The following is a 23,809-nucleotide window of genomic DNA, read 5'->3' as shown; positions in this document are numbered from 1 at the left end:
ACTTTAAAGGAGACAAACCCATGACAACACCCAAAAAATTCAGCCTCAACGACGACAGCGTCGTGGTCATCGTCGGCTCCGGCGCGGGCGGCGGAACCCTGGCCAATGAGTTGGCCCAAAAAGGCATCAACTGCGTGATTCTGGAGGCAGGCAAGCACTACACCCAGGCCGATATCGACAACGACGAATGGGGCATGTTCAACAAAATTTCCTGGCTGGACAAGCGCATCTCGGCCGGTGGCTGGCACCACACCAAGACCTACCCCGGCCTGCCCGCCTGGATCGTCAAGGGCGTCGGTGGTTCATCTGTCCACTGGGCTGGCCTTGCCTTGCGCTTTCAGCCGCACGAATTCAAAACCCGCAGCACCTATGGCGAACAAGCGGGCACGCAAGTGATGGATTGGCCTGTGGATTACGCTGAAATGGCACCCTTCTACGATCTGGCCGAAAAGAAGTTGGGCGTCACGGGCTCTGCAGCCAGCGGATTGCCCATGCTGCCCGAAAACAACCACTACAAGGTCATCGCTGCCGGGGCGCGCAAGATCGGCTACAAAAACATCGTGCGCCCCATGGCCATCAACTCGCAGGCCTACCAGCACCGCCCCGGTTGCCAGCAAATCGGCTTTTGCATGCAAGGCTGCAAGATCGGCGCGAAATGGTCCACCCTGTATGCAGACATCCCGGAGGCCCTGGGCACCGGCAAGGTCGAGCTGCGCCCGCAGTCCATGGCCTTGCGCATTGAACATGACGCACAGGGCAAAGCCACGGGCGTGCTGTATGCCGACAAAAACGGCAAGCAGCACTTCCAGAAAGCGCGCATCGTTTGTGTCGCAGGCAACTCGATTGAGTCGCCACGCCTCTTGCTGAACTCGGCCTCCAGCATGTTCCGTGACGGTTTGGCCAACTCGTCCGGCCAGGTGGGGCGCAATTACATGAACCACGCCACAGCGGCAGCGGCGTCGATTTACGAAAAACCGGTCTACATGTACCGTGGCACCTCCCTTGCTGCAGTGGTGGCCGATGAAGCACGACATGACGCATCACGCGGCTTCAATGGCGGTTACTACTTGGAAGGCTTGTCTCTGGGCCTGCCCTTCATGGCGGCCTTCATGCAACCGGGTGGCTGGGGGCGCGATTTCACATCGGCCATCGATTTGTACGACCACATGACCTGCGTCTGGGTGTGCGGCGAAGACCAGGCCATGGCGGACAACCGCATCACGCTGCACGCCACGGAAAAAGACCAATATGGTCTGCCCGTCCCCGTCGTCACCAAGACCTACACCGCCAACGACGATCGGCTCGCCAGCCACGGCCTCAAGCAATGGCGTGCTTTGTCCGAAGCCGTAGGGGCCAAGCGTGTGATCGACATGCCGCCTTACCCGGCCAGCCACAACATGGGCACCAACCGCATGAGTGAAAAAGCCCGAGACGGGGTGGTCAACCGCCACGGTCAGGCACACGACATCAAAAACCTCTTTGTCTCGGACGGTAGCCAATTCACGTCCAGCGGTGCCTGCAACCCGACCCTGACCATCGTGGCCCTGGCCATTCGGCAAGCCGGTTTCATTGAAAACGCAATGAAACGCCGGGACCTGTAAGCCGCAGCACACGCTGCCAAGCTGGGTGACCGCGCTTCGCTCGCGATGACGGGAAAGGGGCAATGACAGGGATTGCACGCAGGCCCTCTCAAACCGTCATCGCGAGGAGCCGCCTTTAGCCGCGAGGAGCGCAGCGACGTGGCGATCCAGAAGTGGTGGTTGAGCTGACACTGGATTGCCGCGCTTCGCTCGCAATGACGGAAGAAAAGGGGCAATGACCTTCCAACCGTCATCGCGAGGAGCTTGCGACGCGGCGATCCAGCTGTGTCGTTCGCCAAAGCTCTAACGCCCTTCGTTCACCCCTGCAAAAGTTTTTGCAACTGGGGCTTGAGCACTTTGCCCAAGGCACTTTTGGGCAGGCTTTCCATGAACACCACGCGGCGCGGCAGCTTGAAGCGGGCGATGCGCGACTGCAGGTGCGCCAGCACGACTTCGGCGCTCAGGGCTTGCCCTGCGGCGTCGGCGCTGCGCACCAGCACCGCCACGGGCACTTCGCCCCAGCGGGCATCGGCCACGCCGACCACCGCGTTCTCGGCCACACCGGGCAAGGTGACGAGCTGGTTTTCGATTTCGGCCGGGTAAATGTTTTCACCGCCCGAGATGATCATGTCTTTGCTGCGGCCCACGATGGTGATGCAGCCGTCTTCGGCGCGCTGGCCCAGGTCACCCGAATGGAACCAGCCGTCCTGCAGGCCCGCGTTGAGTTCGCAGTCGGCACGCCAGTAGCCGCTCATCAGGTTATCAGCGCGTATGCAGACTTCGCCCGTTTCCCCGGGGCCAACTTCCTGCCCTTGGGCGTTGATCAGTTTGACCTGCGCTTGCGGGTGCGGCCAGCCCGACGCGCCCACACGGGCCATGGCGTCCGGCAGACGCAGCACGATGGACACAGGGCCTGTTTCTGTGGTGCCATAGACTTGGCCCACGGGCACGCCCCGTGCGTGCAGCGTTTCAAGGTACGCCACAGGCACGGTGGACGAACCGGTCATGATGCCGCGCAGGCAGGCGAGCGAGGTGTCCGCCCAGCGCGGGTGCTCAAACACGGCGCGCATGGTGGCGGGCACCAAGAGCGACAGCGTGGGGCGGCTCGTTTGCATTTCACCCAGCCAAGCGGTCGGGTCAAAGCGCGGGTGCAGCACCACCTCCACCCCCGCCAGCAACGCGGGCAGGGTCTGGATGCACAGGCCGCCCACATGGAACATCGGCAGCGTGGACAGCACTTTGTCGCCGGGCACAAAACCGTGCGTCCAGGCACTGGCGCGGGCATTGGCCAGCAGCGCGGCTTGTGTGTGCACCGCGCCCTTGGGCACGCCTGTGGTGCCCGAGGTGTAGACCAGCAGCAGCGGCATGTCGCTCTTCACATCTGGCAACGGCAGGCCGCGTTGTGAGTCTGTGGCGATCAGGCTTTCGTGGTGCGTGTGCTGCAGGCCTGCGCCTTGCAACGCATGGGCTGTATCGGCATGGTGGGTGTCGTGCACCAGCAGGCGCGGCTGGGCGTCTTGCATGACCTGCTGCAGCTCGGGCACCGCCAGGCGAAAATTGAGCGGCAAAAACACCGCACCCAAACGGGCACAGGCCACCAACGTGACCAACTGCAGCTCGTGGTTAAACCCGAGCCAGGCCACGCGGTCACCCGGCTGCACGCCCCAGGTGGACTGCAGGTGCGCGGTGACGCGTGCCACGCGCCGCCAAAATTTGGCGAAGTGGTAGGCGAAGGTGCTGTCACCCGTCTGGGTGGCTTTGCGCTCATCGCCCCGGAAGGTCATGGCGGGCTGCGTGCCGCAGTCCTGCGCCAGCTGTGCAAAGCGGGCCGCGAGGGGGCTGGTCTCGGGGGCCTGCATCACTCGTCTTTTTCGCCGGGTTCGTACAGGGCTTCGCGGCCAATGCGGTCCATGCACAACTCGGCCGTCCAGGGCAGCATGAGCGAGCCGCAACGTGCATCGCGGTACAGGCGCTCGAGCGGCAGGCTTTTGAGCATGGACTGACCGCCGCAAGTGCGGATGGCCAAACGGGCGATGTCTTGTGCGTTTTCCATGATGGTGTACTGCGCGGCGTAGGCTCGCAGTCGGGTGGATTTGCTCGGGTCCACCTTGGCGTCTTCAATGGCGCGCAAGAAGAGGTTGCGGGTTTGTTCGAGCTTGATGAACATCTCGGCTACGGCGATCTGCTTGGTGGCGAACTGGCGGCGCTTGACGGGGCCCGTACCCGGAATTTCGCCACGCAGATAAGCCAACGTGAAGTCGTACGCCGCTTGCGCGATGCCCATGTAGGTGGGCGAGAGCGTCATGAACATGTGCGGCCAGCGGCTGGCCGCCTGGAAGTACAGGCCTTGCGGCATGAGCGCCGCGTCGTCGGGCACAAACACGTCTTTGAAAATCAAATTGCGCGACACGGTGGCGCGCATGCCCAGCGGGTCCCAGTCGCCTTCGATCGTCAAGCCCGGCGCGGTGCGAGGGATGGCCAGGTACAAGGTGTCTCGGCGCGAGAGGTCAGCGCCCTCTTTCTTTTCGGTGCACAGCACGCCAAAGTAATCGGCGGCGTCTGACAGGGATGCGAAGATTTTTTTACCGTTGATCTTCCAGCCGCCATCGACCTTGACGGCGATGGTGCCGAAAGGTTGTGCCCCTGAGGCTGCTGCGCCGCCTTCTGAAAAAGGCTGCGCGTAAATCGCTGCATCTTTCACCACACGCGCAAAGTGGGTGGCTTGGTGCTGGCGGTGTGATGCGCGTTGCTCGGGCGTCATCTCCAGGTCTTCAGACAACAAGCCGCTCCAAAGCATGGTGCAGACGTGCATGTTGAAGGTGAGCGCGGTGGCGCCGCAGTAGCGACCGATCTCGGCCGACACCATGGCATAGGTGGCGTAATCGGCCCCCTGGCCGCCATGCGCTTCGGGCACGCACAGCGCCAGCAGGCCTGAGTCGCGCATGTCATCGTAGTTGGCGAACGGGAACTGCGCGTCGCGGTCGAGTTGCGCGGCACGGGGCGCGAACTTCTCGCGGCCTAGTTGTCGGGCCAGGGCCATCAGCTTTTGCTGCTTCTCGGTCAGGGGGTAATCGTCGCCACAGATGGGCATGACGTCTGGTTGAGAGGGGGCTTGCACGTCGGTCATGGTTTCACGTCCTTCAGGAATTTTTCGAGTTCGGCGTTGAACGCCTCGGGCTGTTCGTAATGCAGCAAATGCCCTGCCCCGGCCAGGCAGGCGTAGCGCGCACCGGGGATCTTTTGCGCCATGCGTTCCATCACGGTGGGCGGTGCGGTGCGGTCATGTTCTGCGGCCAGGCACAACACGGGCACGGTGAGGGTGGGCAAAGCGGCGCGTTGCTCAAACTGCACCAGCGCATGAAGTGCGGCGCGGTAAGTGGCTGGCGGCACGCCAGACATGCTTTGGTGCGCAGGCTGCAGATGGGCAGGGATTGTCTGGGCGGCATCGCCACCGGGTGCAGCCATGGTCGGGATCAGCTTGTCGGCAATGTCAGCCATGGTTTTGCCCGCTTCCAGTGGAGCCAAGCGCTGCGCCAAAAACTGCTTTTGAAAATCGCCATCGCTGTTGCCAAAAGCCGGACTGCTGGCGGCCAGCAGCAGGCCACGGATGCGCTCTGGCTTTTGCGTCCAGGCTTGCAGGGCGACCATGGCCCCCATGCTGTGGCCCACCAACACGGCTTGGTCGGTGTGCGCCGCGTCCAGCATCTGCCAGAGGGCTTGCGCCAGGTGCGCGAAGTCATAGGGGGTGACCATGGGGCTGTCGCCATAACCGGGCATGTCCCAGGCCAGGCTGCGCCAACCCAGAGCAGCCACATGCGCTTGCTGCGCTGCCCAGCCGTGTCGGCCGCCGCCTACGCCGTGCAAGAACACCACAGCGGGCTGAGTGGGCAAGCCCACGTCGGTGAAGGCGGGCGTACTCATACCAGCGCCGCGCTCACGACTTGGCCCGCATCAACCACCACCGTGTCGTCGAGCCGAATGGTGCAGCCGCGCATGGGCAGGTCAAAGTGGCCCAGCGTGTGGCGGCCTGCCACCTCGTTCGCCCCGGTCGAATACAAAAAGTTGCCCGCAAAGGCCCGCAGCTCGGTGCCGTTGCAGTCGCGCTTGTCGTAGAACGCCATGGCGTCCCAACGCGCCGCCGGGTTCAGGCCAAAGCCCACATGCGAGACCGCATAAGCGGCGCGGTGGCCCTCAAAGTCTTCCCAGGCCTTGTAGTAGCCGCGCATCATGTCCACATCCACGCCCTGCCCCTCGATGGCGACCACGCTGTCGTTCTCGATGGTCAGGCGGATCGTGTCGCGCAAATAGCTTTTGAAGGTCAGGTTCACGTCGCCCGGGGCCATGACCAGCGTGCCGTTGACACTGCCCGCTGCGGGGAAAGCCAGCGCCAGCCCGGCAGGCCAGTGCGACACCATGCCCGGCTTGGGGCAAAAGCCCCACACACCACCGACCACCGCTTGCTTGTCGCCATGTTTCAGATTCACGCGCAAGTCGGTGCCAGCGGCAGACGTGACGTGCATTTGTTGTGCACCACGCAGTTTCTTCATGGCGGCTCGCACCACACCTTCCAGCGCCGGATCGGGCACGGTGCGTTCCAAGATTTCAGGGTGCTCGTTGGACACCATGAGCAGGCGCGGCATGTGGCCGTCCACGCCCTTCATGATGGTCGGCAACTCAGGCGCGTGCAGCAGGCCTTCGACAGTGCAGTCCACCACCATGTCGGCGCGGGCCAATGCAGCCACCACGGGGCCGAGCTGGCCAATCGCGTCGCTGGCGCCTGTCGAGCGCACGGGCGCGGGGGCGGTGAGCGCTGGCGTTGTCAACGTCACTTCGAACACACGGGCGCCCATGGCCTCCAGCGCGAGGCGGGCCAAGTCCACGTTGACCCGGCGTGATTGGGTTTCGGCCAAAATAGCGACCACTTCGCCAGGCTGCACCTTGCACAGCGTGAAGGTGCGGGTAAAGGCCGCGAGCCACCTGTTTTCGATTCGTTCCACCAGCATGCTTGTCTCCTTGGCCTGCAGCGCTGAACGGCTCACCTGCAGACATGAATGGTCAGTTTATATGAAAATTCATGCAATTCAACTATCATCAACCCATGCACCAAGCCCCCCCATCTCACATCAAAGCGCTCAGTCCAGACTTTGAAACGCCGCATTTCAAGCAAGCACTGTCCCGCTTTGCCACGGGCGTGACCGTCATCACCACGTTCGCACCAGGCGCACACAAGGGCGACTCGGCCAGCAGCAGCTTTGTGGGCATCACCGCCAGCTCATTCAACTCGGTGTCGCTCACGCCGCCGCTGGTGCTGTGGAGCCTGGGGCAAGGCGCCAGCAGCGCCCCGCTGTTCCATGCGGGCACGCATTACGTGGTGAACGTGCTGGCCGCCGATCAACTGGATGTCTGCAACCGTTTTGCCTTCGGCAAGGGCGACCGCTTTGCCGATACCGCTTACAAGCTGGGCGCGTCGGGTTTGCCCATTTTGGATGGCGCTCTGGCCTGGTTTGAATGCCACAACCGCAGCCGCCACGAAGAAGGCGACCATGTGATTTTTGTGGGCGAGGTGGAACGCTGCGGTTTCAGCGATGGCTCTGCCCCACTCGTCTACCAGGGCGGTCAGTTCAGCACCACCACGCCACTGGCATGAGCAACCCGGCAGGCTTTGTCGACGACTACCTGGCCTACTTGCTGGCCCGCGCCAGCCATTTGATTTCGAGTGAGTTCCACGCCGTGGTCGAAGCCAGCGGCCTGAGCCTGATGGAGTGGCGCGTCATGGCCAGCCTGTCGGGCAAAGACAGTTTGAGCATCAAAGAACTCGCCAGCATCGTGCTGGCCAAACAACCCACCGTGACCAAGCTGGTGGGCCGCATGCAAGACGCCGGGTGGGTCAAGCGATGCGACGCCGCGCACGACAAACGCCAAAGCCTGGTCAGCCTCACGGCAGCGGGTCGGCGCAAAGTGCAGCCCCTGCTGAAACAAGCCAAAGCGCACGAAGCGCAGGTGGTGTCTGCTTTGGGGTCGGACCCGGCGCATCAGCTCAAGCTGATGTTGGAGAGTTTGATTGCGGCGCATGGGAGTGCCTGAGCGCGCAAAGTCATAGCCAAAAATTTGAGCTTGAGGTTTGGTTGAACCTTTTATTGCCAATATCTGCGTCAAGTGGATATGGCCAAGACTAAATAACTGCTTTGCAGCGCAAGCAGTTTTTTCAAAATCGATCCGTTTTGCTACTGAAGTCCGTGAGACTCAATTCAGGCAAGAGCGTGTTCGTCTAAACTGAGTCAACATAAAACAGTTTTTTCGGAGAACGAAGATGGTTATCGATTCGTCCTTTATTCCTGCAAATTTGTTGCTGATGTACTCCGTCTATTTGGTTGGTACCGCAAGTCCTGGACCGAGCAATATGACTATCATGGCTGTAGCTATACAACGTGGACGCACCCCAGCTTTGGCGCTTGCATCAGGCGTTATTACTGGCTCGATTGCTTGGGGACTGCTGGCAGGTTTCGGCCTCGCCACTGCACTCAGCACGTGGGGAAATATCTTAGTTGCCTTGAAGGTCGCAGGTGGTCTGTATTTGCTTTGGTTGGCATACAGCGCTGGTCGCTCCGCGTTGAAAAGCAATGGGAAATCTAAAAAGTATGCTGATAGTTTAGGTGTGAGTAACAGACAGTTGTATTTGCGAGGTGCTGCAATGCACCTCACGAATCCAAAGGCAATATTTTCTTGGGCTGCTACGATTTCTGTTGGATTGCCTAACTCACCTTCAATGCATGACTTACTAGTTGGACTTTCAGGATGCTTTTTTGTGGGGATGTTGACCTTTTTTGCTTACGCGATTTTCTTCTCCACTACGAGTGCACAGCGCGCTTTCACGGCTACTCGCCGTTGGTTTGAATGCACGTTGGCAGTCATATATGGATACGCTGGCATAAGGTTGCTGCTCTCTAAAACATAGCCTTCGAAGTGGCCCCAAAACTGGTAGTTACCCCTTTTCAACGAAGGCCACTTCAGTCCGTTGCAGTCCTGCTGCAAGAGTCGGCCAGTGGCTGCAACTAGCCTAAACTTGCCGATCGATCTACGACCTTTGCAGCTTCTCCTCCAGACCTTTTTCGCTCACTCCGGCACCACCGCCGTGACTTCAATCTCCACCAGCGCACGGTCCTCTACCAGATCAGCCACTTGCACCAGTGTCATGGCCGGGTAGTTCTTGCCGATGACTTCCTGGTAGACCTTGCCCAGCTCGCGACCACGGGCCAGGTATTCCTTCTTGTCTTTGACGTACCAGGTCATGCGGGCCATGTGCTGTGGGCCTGCTCCGGCGCAAGCGAGCGTGTCGACGATGTTTTGCAGGGCCTGGCGGCACTGGGCCACAAAGTCGTCGGTCTCGAACTGGGCCTGGCCGTTCCAGCCGATCATGCCCGCGACGAACACCATGCGGCCACGCGCTTCGATGCCGTTGGCATAGCCTTTGGCGGGTGCCCAGCCTTCGGGTTGCAAGACGTTGAACATGCTTATCCTTTATCAGTTGGGAACAGAGCTAAAGATCTGTCCCGCAAAGTTATTTGTTGACTGAAATTTGACGCAGCTTGAAGCGCTGCAGTTTGCCGGTTTCGGTGCGGGGCAAGGCGTCCAAAAAGACCACCTTGCGCGGGTACTTGAATGGGGCGATGGTTTGTTTGACGTGCTCTTGCAGTGCTTTTTCCATGGTCGCGTCGCCCGTGTGGCCGGGCTTGAGCACGACATAGGCCTGCACGATGTGACCACGGTCTTCGTCGGGCATGCCGACCACGCCGCATTCGGCCACGGCCGGGTGTTGCAGCAAAGCGCCTTCCACCTCAGGGCCTGCGATGTTGTAGCCCGCCGAGATGATCATGTCGTCGTTGCGTGCCTGGTAGCTGAAGTAGCCGTCGGCGTCCATGACAAAGGTGTCGCCGGGCAGGTTCCAGCCGTCTTTCACATAGTCTTGTTGGCGCGGGTCGGCCAGGTATTTGCAGCCTGTGGGGCCGCGCACGGCCAGGCGCCCCACGGTGCCGGGCGGCACAGGTTGCATGTCGTCGCCCACAATTTGCGCCACATAGCCGGGCACCACTTGGCCAATGCTGCCGGGGCGCACATGCGCGCCCGCACTCGAGATGTAGATGTGGATCACTTCTGTGCCGCCAATGCCATCGGTCATCTCGATGCCTGTGGCCTGCTTCCACAGCTGGCGGGTGGCGTCGGGCAAGGCCTCGCCTGCCGACACAGGGTGCTTGAGGCTGGAGAGGTCAACGCCTTTGGCCAGCGTCGCCATCTGGCGGTACATGGTGGGCGCGGTGTAGCACTGCGTGGCGCGGTACTTGGCAATGGTCTGCATCAAGGTCTCGGGCGTGTGCTTTTCGAGCAGCACGGTGCTCGCGCCATAGCGCAGCGGAAAGGCCAACAAACCACCCAACCCGAAAGTGAATGCGATGGGCGGCGTGCCGCACACCACATCGTTCTCGTTCATCTGCAAGATGTGGCGCGGGAACAAATCGCACATGGCCAGCACATCGCGGTGGAAGTGCATGGTTCCTTTGGGTTTGCCTGTGGTGCCACTTGTGAACGCAATCAGGCACACGTCATCGCGGCTCGTGGGGTAGGCGGTGTACGCGCCACTTTGCTGCTCCATGCGCTGCTCCAGGCCATCAGGGGCATCGCTGCGGAACTGCACCAGCTGCTGCAAGCTGGCCATGTGGCTGACGTGCCCGGGCGTCATGCAGTGCTGCAGTTCGTCGGCCAGCAGGCTGTCGCACAGGGCGGCGCTGACTTGGGCTTTGTCGATGATCTGCGCCAACTCGCCCGCACGCAGCAGCGGCATGGTTGGCACCGCCACCAGCCCGGCCTTGAGTGCGCCCAGCAAGCAAGCAGCCATCATGGGGCTATTGCCTCCGCGCAGCAAAATGCGGTTGCCGGGCACGAGGCCCATGTCGAGGGTCAGCACCTGGGCGATGCGGTTGCTCTTGTCTTGCAACTGCGCATAGGTCCAACTGAAGTCGCCGCCGCCCTTGTTGAAATCACTCACGCCATGCAGCGCGATGCGATCGCCTCGACCTTCGCGCACATGCCGATCCACCAGTTCCACCGCGCAGTTGATCTGGTTCGGGTAATCCAGCTCGGGCCGATCCGCCATGAACACAGGCAATTGGTCCTTCGGCGGCAGCCGGTCACGCGCAAAGGTGTCGGTGTGGCTGCTGGGCAGCAGTTGGTTCCAGTCCTTCATGTCCTTGTCTCCTTTTTTATTTCTACTGTGCAGCGCTTGCCGCACCACGCTGTCGAGGGGCCCCGGGGGCGGGGGCCGATTTCTGCGTACCCCCGCAGCATGAGGCCCCCGCCCCCGGGGCCCCTCGGCAGCTCACCCGATCAGCCGCATCGAACCATCAGCCCTTCAACACATCCTTGCCAATGATCAACTGCTGCACTTCCGTCGCCCCTTCGTAAATGCGCAGCGCTCGGATCTCGCGGTACAACGACTCCACCATCACACCTTTTTTCACACCCATGCCGCCGTGCATCTGCACCGCCATGTCGATGATCTGCTGGGCGTTTTCGGTGGCGGTCATCTTGGCCATGGCCGCTTCGCGGGTGATGCGACCGCCTTGGTCACGCAGCCAAGCGGCGCGGTACGTCAAGAGCGTGGCCGCGTCCAGCATGGTGGCCATCTGCGCGATCTTGGTCTGGGTGATCTGAAAGTCGCCCAAGGTTTGGCCAAACATCTTGCGTGAACGCGCCCAGCTGATGGACTCGTGCAGCGCACGCCGCCCAAAACCCAACGCGGCCGCCGCCACCGAGGTGCGGAACACGTCGAGCGTGGCCATGGCGACCTTGAAGCCCTGGCCCGCTTCGCCAATGCGCTGGTTGGCAGCGACCTTGCAGTTATCAAACTTGAGCGTGGCCAACGGGTGCGGTGCGACCACGTCGATGCGCTCTTCAATCGACAGACCGGGCGTGTCGGCATCGACAATGAAAGCCGTGATGCCGCGTGCGCCGGGCGCTTCGCCCGTACGGGCGAACACCACATAAAAGTCGGCAATGCCGCCGTTGCTGATCCAGGTCTTGCGGCCGTTGAGCACATAGCCGTCTGCCGTGGCAGTGGCGCTGCACTGCATGGCGGCCACATCCGAGCCTGCATCGGGCTCGCTCAAGGCAAAAGCGCTCAAGGCCTGGCCCGACGCCACACGCGCCAGGTAGCGCTGCTTTTGATCGGCCGTACCCATGAGGCTGATGGCCCCTGTGCCCAAGCCCTGCATGGCAAACGCGAAGTCAGACAAGCCGTTGTGAAAAGCCAGTGTTTCGCGCAGCAGGCAGAGCTGGCGGGTGTCGATCACATCCGACGCTGCGCCATAGGCCGTGCCAGACACCGCATGCTTGAGCCAGCCGCCGCTGCCCAGCAGGCGCACCAGACGGATGCATTCAGCGTCTACGGCATCTCGGCTTTCGTCGTGATGGGCGTGGGCCAGGTGCTCTTGACACCAAGTGTCCAAGCGCACTTTGAAGTCGCGGTGGCTGTCGTCAAAGAAAGGCCAGTCGAGTTCTGGCGGGTGAGTGGCTGTGTGATTTGACATGGCTCAGTCCCCTTCAAACACGGGCGTTTGCTTGGCCACAAAGGCGTGGTACGCCCGGTGGAAGTCGTTGGTGGCCATGCAGATGGCTTGGGCCTGGGCTTCGGCCTCGATGGCTTCGTCCACGCCCATGTTCCATTCTTGTTGCAGCATCTTTTTGGTGATGCCGTTGGCAAAGGTGGGGCCTGCCACCAGCTGGGCGGCGATGGCTTGCGCATCGGCCAGCACTGTGCCTGCCTCGCACACGCGGTTGTAAAAACCCCAGCGCTCGGCTTCCAGCGCGCCCAGGCCCCGCCCGGTGAAGAGCAACTCGCTCGCTCGCCCTTGGCCGATGATGCGCGGCAAGAGCGCGCACGCGCCCATGTCGCAACCAGCCAAGCCGACCTTGTTGAACAAAAAGTAGGTCTTGCTGCGCTCGGTGCCGTAACGCAGGTCTGAGGCCATGGCCAGGATCGCGCCTGCGCCCGCGCACACGCCGTCGATCGCCGCGATGATGGGCTGCGGACAGGCGCGCATGGCCTTGACCAAGTCGCCCGTCATGCGGGTGAAGGCCAAGAGGCCGGGCATGTCGAGTTGGGTGAGCGGGCCGATGATCTCGTGCACGTCACCACCCGAGCAGAAGTTGCCGCCCTCACCCGTGATGACCACGGCGTGGATGTCAGGTGCATAGGGCAAGGCGCGGAAAAAGTCACGCAGCTCGGCGTACGAATCAAACGACAACGGGTTCTTGCGCTCGGGGCGGTTCAGACTCACGGTGGCCACACCGTCTTTGACGGACAGCAAGAAATGCTCTGGCTGGTACCCGGCCATGGGCTGGTTGTGGCGAGGCAGCTGGTGCGGCTGGCCGGGCAGGTAGCGTTGGCTCATTTTGTCTCCTTAGGATTGGGTAGGTCGGCACTCGAAGAGTCCGACAAGGGCGTGAATACCCCCTGCGGCCCGCGTTCAGCGCCAAGGCCTGCGCGACCCACGTCGGGGTCTTCGACCACCGACCTACGAAGGGCGCTGTTGTTTGCGGTGGGGGTGCCGGACTTCAAAGCGCCCAGCAGTTGATGCAGTTGTGTTTGTTCTTGTTCGGCCAGCGGCGACAGCAGCTCGACGACCCACCCCTCGTGGGCCTGCGCCATGGACGCGAAAGCAGTACGCCCGGCCTCGGTCAGACTGACGGTGTAGGAGCGGCGGTCGCTGGCCTGCATTTGCCGCTGCACCAGTTGTTCTTTTTCCAGCTGGTCCACGATGCTGGTGACGTTGCCACCCGTGACCATCATGCGGCGCGAGAGCTCGCTCATCGACAGGCCTTGCGGCTCACGCTCGAGTTGCGCCATCAGGTCAAAGCGCGGCAGCGTGATGTCAAACTGTTCGCGCAGGCGTTGTCGGATCGTGTCTTCGATGCGGGTGGTGCACGACAACAGTCGCAGCCACAGGCGCAGCGAGGCGTGGTGATCGGCGTGCGCGCGCACTTCCATGTCAGTCATGTTGTTCATCCTGCCAACTCCCCGCCGTCGATGGCAATGGCTTGGCCGTTGATCGCGTCGCTGCCTGCAGCGCACAACCACAACACGCTTTGGGCGACTTCTTGCGGCTGCACCAGGCGCTGCTGAGGGTTTCTGGCGGCCAGCGCTTGGCGGGCTTGCGCTTCGGTCTTGCCGGTTTTGCTCACGATGTTTTGTACGGCTTCGCGCACGATGTCGGTTTCGGTGTAGCCGGGGCAAATGGCGTTCACGGTCACGTTCTTGCGCGCCAGTTCCAGCGCCAATGCTTTGGTCAGTCCGACCACGCCGTGTTTGGCGGCCACATAGGCGCTCACATAGGCGTAGCCTTGGAGGCCTGCTGTGCTGGCGATGTTGATGATGCGCCCGGGCGTGCCACCCCCTTGTTCGCTGGCGGCTTCAAGCATGCCCGGCAGCACCGCCTGGATGCTGTGGTAAGTGCCCGTGAGGTTGACGTTCAGCATCTGCTGCCACAGCGCGGCATCGGTCTTGGCAAAGGGCTGGCTGCTCGCCTGACCTGCGTTGTTGACCAGGATGTTCACAGGGCCAAAGCGGGCCTGCGCCTGCTGCACCGCCGCTTGCACGGCGTGTTCATCGGCCACGTCCATGGGCGCGATCAACACCGCCACATCGGACACTTGCGCGTGCAGGGCTTCGGCTTGGGCTTGCAAGGTGTCTTGCGAGCGGCCACACAGGGTCAGGCGGCAACCCGCTTGCGCAAGCTGCAGCGCGATGGCTGCGCCAATGCCTGCGCCCGCGCCTGTGATGAGGGCGTGGCGGTTATTCATGAACCCTCCATAAGTTGTAGGAGCTTGCCTGCAAGCGATGGCTTGCTGCGCAACAACCGACTTGATCGCCAGCAGGCTGGCTCCTACAAGACATTCCCGAAGCTGGGTGACGCATCTCAATCCCCCGTGCTTGCGGTCTGCAACGCACGCTCACGGGCAAAGCCCGCTTCAAGCTGCGGCTTGCCCGACACGTAAGCACGCGGCCAAGCCACGTCTTTGAAGCCGATGCGCGCCGCTTCGGTCAGCGTCCAAGCCGGGTTGGCCAAGTGCGGGCGGGCCACAGCGCACAAATCGGCACGGCCTGCGGCCAAGATGCTGTTGACGTGGTCGGCTTCACTGATGGCACCGACTGCGATGGTGGCGATGCCTGCTTCCTGGCGGATGCGGTCGGCAAAAGGTGTTTGGTACATGCGGCCGTAAGTGGGCTTTTGCTCCGCACTGACTTGGCCTGATGAGCAGTCGATCATGTCGGCACCTGCGGCCTTGAAGGCGCGGGCGATCTCAACCGCATCGGTGGGTGTGATACCGCCTTCGACCCAATCGTGCGCCGAGATGCGCACCGACATGGGCAGGTCTTTGGGCCAAGCAGCACGCACAGCGGCAAACACTTCGAGCGGATAGCGCAGGCGGTTGGCGAGCGAGCCGCCGTACTCGTCCGTGCGTTGATTGGTGAGCGGGCTGATGAAGCTCGACAACAAATAGCCGTGCGCGCAGTGCAACTCCAGCCAGTCAAAGCCTGCTTGGGCAGCGCGTTGGGTGCAGGCCACAAAGTCGGCCGTGACGCGGTCCATGTCGGCACGGGTCATGGCGCGGGGTACATCGCCCTGCGGCAAATAGGGCTGGGCGGAGGCCGCCAGCAAGGGCCAGTTGCCTTCGGCATCGTCTGCTGGCACAGGCTGGTCCATGCCAGCACCTTGCCAAGGTCGGCAGGTGGAGCCTTTGGGTCCGGCGTGACCGATCTGCAGGCCGATCTTTGCATCCGACTTCGCATGCACCCAGTCGGTGATGCCTTGGAAGTCCTGCGTTTGGGTGTCGTTCCACAGGCCCGGGCAGCCGTGCGTGATGCGGCCGTCGGCGCTGGGTGCGGTCATCTCAACCATCACGAGCCCTGCGCCGCCCATGGCGCGTGCGCCCAGGTGCACCAGGTGGTCATCTCCCACGCGACCATCGACCGCCATGTATTGCGCCATGGGCGAGACCACCACACGGTTCTTGAGCGTGACCGAGCGCTGGGTGTATGGCGTGAACATCGGCGGGCGAATTCCTGGCGTGGCCGTGCGCCCTGCAAACCAGGCCTCGTAACCTTCCAACCAAGCTTTGTCACGCAGACGCAAATTCTCGTGGCTGATGCGCTGGCTGCGGGTGAGCATGGAGTACATGAACTGCTCGGGTTCGAGCTGGTCGCAGTAGCGCTCGCCACAAACCTCGAACCATTCCATCGCGTTCCAGGCCGCGTTTTGCAGGCGGATGACATCGATCTCGCGCACGGCTTGGTAATGTTTCAACACCTCCGGAATGCGATCAGCCGTGTCGCCCAGCGCCTTGAACTGGCGCACCAGCTCGATGGCGTCTTCCAATGCGAGCTTGGTGCCCGAGCCGATCGCAAAGTGGGCGGTGTGCACCGCGTCGCCCATCAGCACCACATGGCTGTTGCCGTTGAAGTGCGACCAATTGGCGCACTTGACGCGTTGAAAATTGAGCCATGCCGAGCCACGCAGGTGGCGGGCGTTGGTCATCAGCTTTTCGCCCTGCAGGTTTTTGGCAAAGAGCTTTTCACAGAAGGCGATCGAAGCATCTTGGTCGGCTTTGTCCAGCCCGTGCGCCAGCCAGACGTGCTCGGGGCATTCGACGATAAAGGTGGAGGTCTGCTTGTCAAATTTGTAGACGTGTGCCTGAAACCAGCCGTGCTCGGTCTTCTCGAACAAGAAGGTGAACGCGTCGTACTGACGGTTGGTACCCAGCCAAATGAAACGGTTGGGACGGGTGACGATGTCTGGTTGGAACACTTCAGGCATGCGGCTGCGCACACGCGAGTTGACGCCATCGCTGGCAATGATGAGATCGGCATCAGGAAAATCCAGATCGGACTGCACATCCTGCTCGAAAAGCAGCTTCACGCCCAACTGCTCGCAGCGCACCTGCAGGATGTTGAGCAGTTTCTTGCGGCCAATGCCCACAAAGCCGTGACCACCCGAGCGGATCACACGGTCCTTGAAGTGCAGCTCGATGTCGTCCCAGTGGTTGAAGGCCTGCTCCACTTCGGCTGCGGTCTCGATGTCCCACTGGCGCATGTTCTCCAGCGTTTGGTCGGAAAAAACCACGCCCCAACCAAAGGTGTCGTAGGGCTTGTTGCGCTCGACCACCGTGATGTCATGGTCGGGGCCAAGCTTTTTCATCAGCAACGCAAAGTACAGGCCCGATGGACCGCCGCCAATGCACACGATTTTCATTGTTGTCCCTTTCGCCTTTGACGCCCAGCGGAATTGTTTAAGACCTAGATAATTTAGGCTTGAAGTATTTGCGCCAGTCATTTGTCTGTCAATCAGGTGTTAACCCTTACGAGGATGTATCTGTAGGTCGGTGGTCGAAGACCCCGACGTGGGGGATGTGCCGAAGCCCACAACGTCGGACTCTTCGAGTACCGACCTACTAGACCACCACCTCGTAGGTCGGTGGTCGATGACCCCGACGTTTGCTTGCCAGCCCCTGCCGCATGGTGAGCGTTGACGATGCGCGTTCCGCGTCGGACTCTTGGCGTACCGACCTACCCGCACCAACAAACCCCAAATCAGCTTCATTGCCATATTCATGAATCTCAAACCACTTCAGTCCAGTTGTTTTGTTTTTCCTCTTTGTCTTTGACCATCCGCATTCACACCATGGCTTGCACGCAACATATTCAATTAAAAACCCCTTACTTTTTGTGTGGCTACGATTAAAATTTGTCAATACTGACAAAAACATCAACAGCCGTGTGAGCCGCATGCCCCCCTTGACCTCTGACCATCCCGTCCTGGCACTTGCCAAGCGCCCCACAAGTGCGGCCTTTCATGGCTTCGTTCGACGCCTGCACATGGCCAGCCAGACAGACGACCCTATACTGCTCGCAGGCGAGGTGGGCACAGGTAAGCGCCAATCGGCCACCACCGTGCACAACGTCAGCGGCCGCAGCGCGCACAACTTTGTTCAAATCGATTGCTTGGGCATCAAGGAAAGCAAGTTCGAGTTGGAGATGCTGGGTTCACTCAACCCCCATAACCACCAATTGCGCCAAGGCGCGGTGTCTCTGGCCGAAGGTGGCACGCTGTACCTGCATGAGGTTGGCGAACTGCCGTCCACCAGCCAGACCCTGCTTTTGCGCCTTTTGGAAAGCGACACCTATTCCCCGGTCAACTCCAGCGACACCTACAACAGTGACTTCCGTTTGATCACCTCATCCAGCCAGGACCTGATGGCCATGGTGGAACACGGAAAGTTCCGCAATGATTTGCTTCACCACATCAACACGCTGACCATACGCACGCCATCGCTCAATGAACGGCGTGAAGACATCGAAGACCTGGTCAACTCCATCTTGCATGAGATCCCTGGGGGACGTCACAAACAACTCAGCCCCGAGGCCATGGAGGTGCTGTGTCACCACAAGTACACAGCCAATATCCTGGAGCTTCGCAACATCATCCACCGCCTGGTGGGCACCTTCGAGTCCCAGTCCTATTCGGGTTTGCAGGTGGTGCAGGCCATTCACGCAGGTACGCCATCGAGCAAATCAGAACGGGTGATCGAAAAAAAGTCGCAGCGCTCCATGCTGCCCGACTTCAATGGTTATATCGATCAGGCCCAGAACAACCCACCCACATTCGTTCAACCCGACCAGCAAGTGGCCGCGCCGCAGCCGATTTTTCAGGGTGCCAACCATTCGGCTTACGCCAGCACGACTTACCACATCGGCCCCCAAACTGCGCCTGCTCAACCCGTGTCCGAGCCAGCATGGCCATCGGCCAAGGTGGCCGACATCCGCTCACGCCAGGTTCAAGCCCCGCCTCAACCCCCGAGTTGGCAAGACAGGGTTGCGGCCATGGAGACTGAAGACGAAAGCATGGGGCCATTCACGGCCCTGAAAGCGCAGGAGCGCGATTACATTGCGCGGCTGGTGGAGTACTGCAACGGCGACAAGAAAAAAGCGGCCGACATTGCAGGCGTCACCTTGCGCACGCTGTATCGCAAGCTCAAGCATTGACGATGTCAGAGCCCTGGGCACGGGCACCAGGCGGTCTCAGACCATCTCTTTGATGAGCTTGAGTGCTTGCGTGGTTTCAGGCTCTGAGCCTTCTGCGATGACTTCGTCCAACACCGATTTGGCGGTGGCTGCATCGCCCATGCTCAGGTAAATCTTCGCCAGATTGAGGCGGTCTTCAGCCACGCTTCTGGGTTGCGAGGCACGCGTCTTGCGTACGCTGTCAACCACCAGCGTGGGCCGTGTCGGCGTTGGGCGCACGGGCTCATCCACCTTGGACTCGGACGCAAACACAACAGGGCTCGCCTCATTCGCAAGCCCTGTGCTCCGCATGGGCACTTCCAAGTCGGGCGGCTGCGACGCCAGTTCGGAGCTTGTCGCCTCTTGCGGACGCCCCCAGCGCTGACGCCCCAGCAAAAAACCCAAGAGCAGCAATGCGCAGCACACCAGTGCCAACCCCAGCATCAATTCGTTTTTGGACAGACTCACATGGGGCATGAGCACCGTCAAAAAGGGTGTCGGTGCCGGGGTCGGGGTCGGGGTCGTCAAACCATCCGGCATCGTTTTGTCTGACTGAGCCGGATCGTCGGCCAAAGGCGAAAGCTTCAAACTGTTTGAAGCATTGGGCGCACCATCAGAACCATTGGCCAAAGCAGGCACCGCAGAAGCGTTTGCAATTGGAACGCTGGCCTGCGCACTGCTTGACACTGCAGTTGGGGGGGTAAGGGGGATCGCCTGCACGAACTTGTTGGGCAGCGGCTTGTTGGCTGCGGGCAGCGGTGCTGCAGGCAGCGCAGTCGGAGGCACCAGCATCACCTCCCCTTTGCTCACCGTGGGCTTTTCGGCCACGGTGACTTTGTAATGCATCGGTATTTTTTGCTGCGCATGGCTTACCCACAGTACCAAATCAAAGGTCTGCTCGGCCACCGGGTCGGCCGACACCAATTCAATGTAGCCCGCATCCTCCTTGGTCAACACCACCCGAGGCCGAATGAATTTCGAGGCCTCTGCCCGCGTAAGTCCCCAGCGCTCATAGTCACTCGGCGAGCCTGTTTGAACCTGAATCTCACGCGACGCACCAGGCAAGGCTTGCGAAAAGGGCAAAACGGCATGAAACACCGTGAACTGACTGGATGAAACCGTCAAATCAGCCAAGGTAAAGGCAGGTGACGAGATGCTGCAAAGCAAGCCCAGCAAACTGCAAACGGCACGTCCCATTTGCCTTGCCGCAATTTCACGCAGACAGACGCGCACGCTCAGCAACACCGCACACCCCCACGTTTTGTGAGCGCACACAGTGCAATTTCCGAAAATACCAAGCTATCAACCATTGATGTATTTGTCATTACTGACAATTTATACCATTGGTTCAGCTCATGGCGTGGAAATGATGCCCTGCTCAAGCCAAGAAAAAAGCCGCAACTTCTTGCGAAGCTGCGGCTTTTTGTTTGGTGGCCTGGGACGGAATCGAACCATCGACACGCGGATTTTCAATCCGCTGCTCTACCAACTGAGCTACCGGGCCTGAGCCTTGAATTATAGCAGAGTAAAAACAGGGGTCCAGAATTTTCAGACAAGTTTCAAGCGATGCGTTTGCTACGTGACAAATCAATGCCCAGTTGCTTGAGCTTGCGGTAAAGGTGTGTACGTTCCAAGCCGGTTTTCTCAGCCACCTTGGTCATGGAGCCGCCTTCATGCGTCAAGTGATATTCAAAATACGCCCGCTCGAAAGCGTCGCGTGCCTCACGCAATGGGCAGTCCAGATCGAAAAGCTGTCGCTCTTGAGGACCCAAATTTTCCTCTGCGCTTGCTGCGGGGGGCGGCACGTACAAAGCTGTGGGCTGTAAATTAACGGTGGTGGCAATTTGGCGAACTTGCTCACGCGCCAAACCTTGCTCAACCGCTTTGAGCAATTTTTGCAGGGTGATGGGTTTTTCGAGAAATGCCTGTGCGCCGATCTTGACGGCATCAACAGCGGTATCAATCGTGGCATGACCACTCATCATGATGACGGGCATGGTCAGCAGGCCCGATGAGGCCCACTCTTTGAGCAAACTGACGCCATCGGTGTCTGGCATCCAGATGTCCAGCAACACCAGGTCAGGACGCATGCGCTGGCGTATATCGCGCGCTTGTGCGGCATTCTCGGCCAGTTCAACCTGATGCCCTTCATCGAACAGGATTTCAGACAGCAGGTCACGTATGCCCAGCTCATCGTCCACCACCAAAATATTTGCCATATTGACCGTCTTGTCTCAGTTCATGAAGAGGGCTGGTTCAGTGAGCCCTGTTTAGCGACCAGTGCGAATGATAGCGATACTTGTGCACCTTTGATTTCACCGCCTTCAATGACGTTGCTCAGTTCGATGCGCGCACCGTGTTCGTCGGCAATTTTTTTGACCACCGCCAGGCCCAAGCCTGTGCCTTTGGCTTTGGTGGTGACGTAGGGCTCAAAGGCTCGCTTGAGGATGTTGGGCTCAAATCCTGGTCCTGTGTCTGTCACGCTCAGGCGCACCCGTTGGCGCAAGGCACTCCATTCTGTGCGCACCAATACACGGGCGTTGTGTAAGGCGTGTCCACGGCTTTCGCAGGCGTCCTGACCGTTTTGCAGCAGGTTATGGATCACCTGCCTCAATTGCTGCACATCACCTTGTATCGGGGGGCAAGCCGGGTCCAACTCGACGCTCACTGGTGCCCTGTGCACTTGATCGCTGGGTTCGCTGGCATACAAAACCATGAGATCGCCAATGAGCGTATTGAGCTGCACGGACTTGAGTTCTGCTGAGGGCAGCCTTGCGTAGTCGCGAAATTCATTGACCAGACGTTTCATGGCATCGACCTGATCGACGATGGTTTTCACGGACTTGGTCAGCAAGGCATCGTCTTGTGCAGCCAGTTTGCCGATCAATTTGCGCTGCAGTCTTTCGGCCGATAGCTGAATCGGCGTCAACGGATTTTTGATTTCGTGGGCCAGTCGCCGTGCGACTTCACCCCAGGCTTGCGAGCGTTCTGCAGATACGATTTCAGATATGTCATCGAACACCAATAAACGCATGCCGTCAGGCAAGACAGCGCCTCGGGCCAACAAGGTGACACAGCTTTCGGTCAAGCCCTGTCCCGTGGCATGAATTTCAAATGACTTTTGCCAATGGTCGAGCTCATGAGCGTCTTTGTCTGAGCGCAACAGCGTAAATTGTTCGGCCACGCCTTTGGCAAAGTTCTCCAGCGTCGGCAAATTCAGCAAGCTCAGGCCTTCATGGGCCGCCACAGGCACCCGCAAAATGCGCGTTGCGCCCGGGTTGGCAGACAAAATGATGCCATGCGCATCGAGCACCATCACGCCCGAGGTGAGGTTGTCCAAAATCGTTTGCAAATTGCCGCGTGCTGAATCCAGTGCCTCAAGGCTGCGCTCCACACTGGCCCGGGCGTCCGACAACTGCTGGGTCATGTCAGCGAACGAGCGTGTAAGCCCCCCCAACTCATCCTTTCCTTGCAGCGCCATTTTGGGGGTCAAATCACCCGCCGCCACCTGCCGCATGCCGTGTGCCAGCAACAGCAGTGGCCGGGCCAATTGATTGCCCAGCAACACGGCCAACAAAATGGCCCCCAGAACGGCCAGAAACAAGCTCAGCGTCAAGGTTCCGATGTACATGCGCCGCAACCCTTCACGGGCCAGGGCCCGCTCTTGGTATTCACGGTAGGCAGATTGAACTTCTAGCGCGTTGTTGACCAGCGCGGTCGGCAGGTCTTGGGTGATTTGCAGAAGTTTTCGGTCTTCGTCAAAGGCCATGCCCGATTGCGGCACCAGTACCAGGACCTTGATGCGGCCTTTGTCCGCGCCTGAGCTTGACTCGTCAAGCCCTTCTATCCATTCGGCCGCGCCCTTTTGGCGGGCTTCTTTGATCATCGATACAGGAGGCCGCTCGGGGCGGATCTGAAACCTCGATTGGCCTGCACTGGCCACCAGTTTTCCATTGACGTTCCAGAGCACCACATCGCTATAGCCATTTTGTTCTTGCAATTTGTCCAAACTCATGCCGACATTGGTGTCCATCACATCCGCCAGTTGCGATGCGGCGGCGCGTGTTTGCTTGCCCAAATCGTTGCTCAAGGTGTCCAGCGTGGCTCGCCCCAGGTTGAGACCTCCGACAAGTGCTGCTTCTACTTTGACATCAAACCAACTCTCGATGGAGCGCGAAACAAACTGGTAGGACACAACATAAATCAACACCCCGGGCACCACGCCCACCAAAGCAAAGATGGCCGCCAACTTGAGAAGCAATTTGGCGCCGAATTGACCACTGCGCCAACGCAGGATCAATCGCACAAACCCCCACAATATGGTCAGTAACAATCCGCCAGCGACGATGCGGTTGACCAGCACCAGCCATTCGTAGTTTTGGTTGTAGCGACCAAGGTGACCGGTGGCCTGCGTGAGCAACACCAGCAGGCCCAAGCCAATCACCACCATGGCCACAGCACCGAGGGTCACCAGCCATCTGCTGGTTTTTGTCGCCCACAAATTTTGCCGACTGGGTAAATTCGCAAACAAGGCCATGTCAACGCACCATATCGGCACTCAATCGCAAGCTGCGGCTGATCACCAAATTCCAGTCCGCTTGATTTCCGGCAGCAATTTGAAAAGGTCTGGGCAACTGGGAAAAATCGAGCTTGAAACGGTAGAGCAAGTATTGATGACCGTCCGCGTCCAAGTCGGAAGCGTTGGCCACTTTCCAGCCCGATTGCCGACGGATTACCCCCAAGGCCTCTGAGAGTGTTTCGAAATTTTGCGAGATGGTGCTTGATAGACCCGAGTTGGAGATGGGTTCACTCGACACGTTCAAGCGCCAACGCCGCGTCAAGGGCTGAAAGGCCAAACGGTAATAACGACTGACTCCGCCCAGCTTGCGGTCATACCAGTACCAACGGTCCCGCATGAGTTCGGCATCGGCCACAAAGTGCACCGCCAGACCCTTGACCAAGGCGTCCTCCACGGCGGGGCCCAATTCCAGTTTGAGTTGCGCATTCAGAACCAGCGCACTGTCTTGGCGGTCCATGCGCAGTTCTGTCAACTCGGCCACTGATGATTGCGCGCCCACTTTGCACACCGCCAACAAGCAAAGCACGCCCAATACCCAAA

At 60.2% G+C, this 23,809-nt stretch carries 19 protein-coding genes, 1 tRNA gene and 1 pseudogene; 5 read left to right on the top strand and 16 right to left on the bottom strand.

Features of this window, described 5'->3' with window-relative positions; all coding sequences use genetic code 11:
* The first annotated feature begins 20 nt into the window (after nt 1–20).
* Entirely contained in the window at nt 21–1,601 is a 1,581-nt protein-coding gene (locus H663_RS35030; RefSeq protein ID WP_053172439.1) for a GMC family oxidoreductase, read from the top strand.
* 296 nt (nt 1,602–1,897) lie between these two features.
* Here H663_RS35030 and H663_RS35025 read toward each other — a convergent pair whose 3' ends face one another.
* The 4 genes from H663_RS35025 to H663_RS35010 are packed head-to-tail and all read right to left on the bottom strand — an operon-like array spanning nt 1,898 to nt 6,583.
* Complete coding sequence (locus tag H663_RS35025; protein WP_053172441.1) at nt 1,898–3,439, bottom strand: class I adenylate-forming enzyme family protein; 1,542 nt, start codon at nt 3,437–3,439, stop codon at nt 1,898–1,900.
* Complete coding sequence (locus tag H663_RS35020; RefSeq protein ID WP_053172443.1) at nt 3,439–4,707, bottom strand: acyl-CoA dehydrogenase family protein; 1,269 nt, start codon at nt 4,705–4,707, stop codon at nt 3,439–3,441. The genes H663_RS35025 and H663_RS35020 overlap by 1 nt, the downstream gene beginning before the upstream one ends.
* Nucleotides 4,704–5,501 carry an alpha/beta fold hydrolase gene (locus tag H663_RS35015; protein ID WP_053172445.1) on the bottom strand — a complete coding sequence of 266 codons (798 nt, stop codon included), beginning with the start codon at nt 5,499–5,501 and terminating at the stop codon, nt 4,704–4,706. Before H663_RS35015 ends, H663_RS35020 begins: the two co-directional genes overlap by 4 nt.
* Nucleotides 5,498–6,583 (bottom strand): 2,5-dihydroxypyridine 5,6-dioxygenase NicX family protein, encoded by a 1,086-nt coding sequence (locus H663_RS35010; protein ID WP_053173559.1) that lies wholly within the window; start codon nt 6,581–6,583, stop codon nt 5,498–5,500. The genes H663_RS35015 and H663_RS35010 overlap by 4 nt, the downstream gene beginning before the upstream one ends.
* A 71-nt stretch (nt 6,584–6,654) precedes the next feature.
* Between H663_RS35010 and H663_RS35005 the strand changes: the two genes are divergently transcribed.
* From H663_RS35005 to H663_RS34995, 3 genes are all read left to right on the top strand, one after another.
* Nucleotides 6,655–7,227, top strand: a complete 573-nt coding sequence (locus tag H663_RS35005; RefSeq protein WP_420844058.1) for a flavin reductase family protein — start codon at nt 6,655–6,657, stop codon at nt 7,225–7,227.
* A complete protein-coding gene (locus H663_RS35000) occupies nt 7,224–7,664 on the top strand; it encodes a MarR family winged helix-turn-helix transcriptional regulator (RefSeq protein WP_053172447.1) in 441 nt (146 codons plus the stop codon). The genes H663_RS35005 and H663_RS35000 overlap by 4 nt, the downstream gene beginning before the upstream one ends.
* A 226-nt stretch (nt 7,665–7,890) precedes the next feature.
* Nucleotides 7,891–8,535, top strand: a complete 645-nt coding sequence (locus tag H663_RS34995; protein WP_083451159.1) for a LysE family translocator — start codon at nt 7,891–7,893, stop codon at nt 8,533–8,535.
* 158 nt (nt 8,536–8,693) lie between these two features.
* On the opposite strand, the gene H663_RS34990 is transcribed toward H663_RS34995, so the two are convergent.
* From H663_RS34990 to H663_RS34960, 7 genes and pseudogenes are all read right to left on the bottom strand, one after another.
* Nucleotides 8,694–9,089 carry a RidA family protein gene (locus H663_RS34990; RefSeq protein WP_019430837.1) on the bottom strand — a complete coding sequence of 132 codons (396 nt, stop codon included), beginning with the start codon at nt 9,087–9,089 and terminating at the stop codon, nt 8,694–8,696.
* 49 nt (nt 9,090–9,138) lie between these two features.
* Nucleotides 9,139–10,818 carry an AMP-binding protein gene (locus H663_RS34985; protein WP_053172449.1) on the bottom strand — a complete coding sequence of 560 codons (1,680 nt, stop codon included), beginning with the start codon at nt 10,816–10,818 and terminating at the stop codon, nt 9,139–9,141.
* 157 nt (nt 10,819–10,975) lie between these two features.
* The gene (locus tag H663_RS34980; protein WP_053172451.1) at nt 10,976–12,160 is read right to left on the bottom strand and encodes an acyl-CoA dehydrogenase family protein; all 1,185 of its coding nucleotides are present in this window, start codon (nt 12,158–12,160) and stop codon (nt 10,976–10,978) included.
* Nucleotides 12,161–12,163: 3 nt separating this feature from the next.
* Nucleotides 12,164–13,024 carry an enoyl-CoA hydratase family protein gene (locus tag H663_RS34975; RefSeq protein WP_053172453.1) on the bottom strand — a complete coding sequence of 287 codons (861 nt, stop codon included), beginning with the start codon at nt 13,022–13,024 and terminating at the stop codon, nt 12,164–12,166.
* A gap of 155 nt (nt 13,025–13,179) precedes the next feature.
* Nucleotides 13,180–13,638, bottom strand: a pseudogene (locus H663_RS34970) (MarR family winged helix-turn-helix transcriptional regulator); the annotation flags it as partial.
* The gene (locus H663_RS34965; RefSeq protein ID WP_053172454.1) at nt 13,635–14,432 is read right to left on the bottom strand and encodes an SDR family NAD(P)-dependent oxidoreductase; all 798 of its coding nucleotides are present in this window, start codon (nt 14,430–14,432) and stop codon (nt 13,635–13,637) included. The gene H663_RS34965 and the pseudogene H663_RS34970, both read right to left, overlap by 4 nt.
* 116 nt (nt 14,433–14,548) lie before the next feature.
* Nucleotides 14,549–16,882, bottom strand: a complete 2,334-nt coding sequence (locus tag H663_RS34960) for a bifunctional salicylyl-CoA 5-hydroxylase/oxidoreductase (protein WP_053172456.1) — start codon at nt 16,880–16,882, stop codon at nt 14,549–14,551.
* A gap of 533 nt (nt 16,883–17,415) precedes the next feature.
* Between H663_RS34960 and H663_RS42065 the strand changes: the two genes are divergently transcribed.
* Complete coding sequence (locus H663_RS42065; RefSeq protein ID WP_133240038.1) at nt 17,416–18,672, top strand: sigma 54-interacting transcriptional regulator; 1,257 nt, start codon at nt 17,416–17,418, stop codon at nt 18,670–18,672.
* A gap of 36 nt (nt 18,673–18,708) precedes the next feature.
* Here the strand turns inward: H663_RS42065 and H663_RS34950 are convergent, their stop codons facing one another.
* The 5 genes from H663_RS34950 to H663_RS34930 all read right to left on the bottom strand — a co-directional run bounded on the left by H663_RS34950 (nt 18,709) and on the right by H663_RS34930 (nt 23,795).
* Entirely contained in the window at nt 18,709–19,965 is a 1,257-nt protein-coding gene (locus tag H663_RS34950) for a FimV/HubP family polar landmark protein (RefSeq protein ID WP_133240037.1), read from the bottom strand.
* Between the two features lie 153 nt (nt 19,966–20,118).
* Nucleotides 20,119–20,194, bottom strand: a tRNA-Phe gene (locus H663_RS34945).
* A gap of 55 nt (nt 20,195–20,249) precedes the next feature.
* The gene (locus H663_RS34940; RefSeq protein WP_053172462.1) at nt 20,250–20,909 is read right to left on the bottom strand and encodes a response regulator; all 660 of its coding nucleotides are present in this window, start codon (nt 20,907–20,909) and stop codon (nt 20,250–20,252) included.
* 20 nt (nt 20,910–20,929) lie between these two features.
* Nucleotides 20,930–23,227, bottom strand: a complete 2,298-nt coding sequence (locus H663_RS34935) for a sensor histidine kinase (protein WP_053172464.1) — start codon at nt 23,225–23,227, stop codon at nt 20,930–20,932.
* Nucleotide 23,228: 1 nt separating this feature from the next.
* Nucleotides 23,229–23,795, bottom strand: coding sequence for a DUF4390 domain-containing protein (locus H663_RS34930; RefSeq protein ID WP_240620540.1), 567 nt, complete (start codon nt 23,793–23,795; stop codon nt 23,229–23,231).
* Nucleotides 23,796–23,809 lie beyond the last annotated feature (14 nt).

Origin of the sequence: Limnohabitans planktonicus II-D5, from assembly GCF_001270065.2 — a bacterium.
In the GTDB taxonomy this organism is placed as follows: Bacteria; Pseudomonadota; Gammaproteobacteria; order Burkholderiales; family Burkholderiaceae_C; genus Limnohabitans_A; species Limnohabitans_A planktonicus.
Note: the sequence above shows the minus strand (reverse complement) of the source record. Positions and strands in the feature narration are given on the sequence as shown.

Coding starts and splice junctions, on each gene's coding strand:
- H663_RS35030 (WP_053172439.1), top strand. CDS start 21: ATGACAACACCCAAAAAATTCAGCCTCAACGACGACAGCGTCGTGGTC.
- H663_RS35025 (WP_053172441.1), bottom strand. CDS start 3,439: ATGCAGGCCCCCGAGACCAGCCCCCTCGCGGCCCGCTTTGCACAGCTG.
- H663_RS35020 (WP_053172443.1), bottom strand. CDS start 4,707: ATGACCGACGTGCAAGCCCCCTCTCAACCAGACGTCATGCCCATCTGT.
- H663_RS35015 (WP_053172445.1), bottom strand. CDS start 5,501: ATGAGTACGCCCGCCTTCACCGACGTGGGCTTGCCCACTCAGCCCGCT.
- H663_RS35010 (WP_053173559.1), bottom strand. CDS start 6,583: ATGCTGGTGGAACGAATCGAAAACAGGTGGCTCGCGGCCTTTACCCGC.
- H663_RS35005 (WP_420844058.1), top strand. CDS start 6,655: ATGCAATTCAACTATCATCAACCCATGCACCAAGCCCCCCCATCTCAC.
- H663_RS35000 (WP_053172447.1), top strand. CDS start 7,224: ATGAGCAACCCGGCAGGCTTTGTCGACGACTACCTGGCCTACTTGCTG.
- H663_RS34995 (WP_083451159.1), top strand. CDS start 7,891: ATGGTTATCGATTCGTCCTTTATTCCTGCAAATTTGTTGCTGATGTAC.
- H663_RS34990 (WP_019430837.1), bottom strand. CDS start 9,089: ATGTTCAACGTCTTGCAACCCGAAGGCTGGGCACCCGCCAAAGGCTAT.
- H663_RS34985 (WP_053172449.1), bottom strand. CDS start 10,818: ATGAAGGACTGGAACCAACTGCTGCCCAGCAGCCACACCGACACCTTT.
- H663_RS34980 (WP_053172451.1), bottom strand. CDS start 12,160: ATGTCAAATCACACAGCCACTCACCCGCCAGAACTCGACTGGCCTTTC.
- H663_RS34975 (WP_053172453.1), bottom strand. CDS start 13,024: ATGAGCCAACGCTACCTGCCCGGCCAGCCGCACCAGCTGCCTCGCCAC.
- H663_RS34965 (WP_053172454.1), bottom strand. CDS start 14,432: ATGAATAACCGCCACGCCCTCATCACAGGCGCGGGCGCAGGCATTGGC.
- H663_RS34960 (WP_053172456.1), bottom strand. CDS start 16,882: ATGAAAATCGTGTGCATTGGCGGCGGTCCATCGGGCCTGTACTTTGCG.
- H663_RS42065 (WP_133240038.1), top strand. CDS start 17,416: ATGCCCCCCTTGACCTCTGACCATCCCGTCCTGGCACTTGCCAAGCGC.
- H663_RS34940 (WP_053172462.1), bottom strand. CDS start 20,909: ATGGCAAATATTTTGGTGGTGGACGATGAGCTGGGCATACGTGACCTG.
- H663_RS34935 (WP_053172464.1), bottom strand. CDS start 23,227: ATGGCCTTGTTTGCGAATTTACCCAGTCGGCAAAATTTGTGGGCGACA.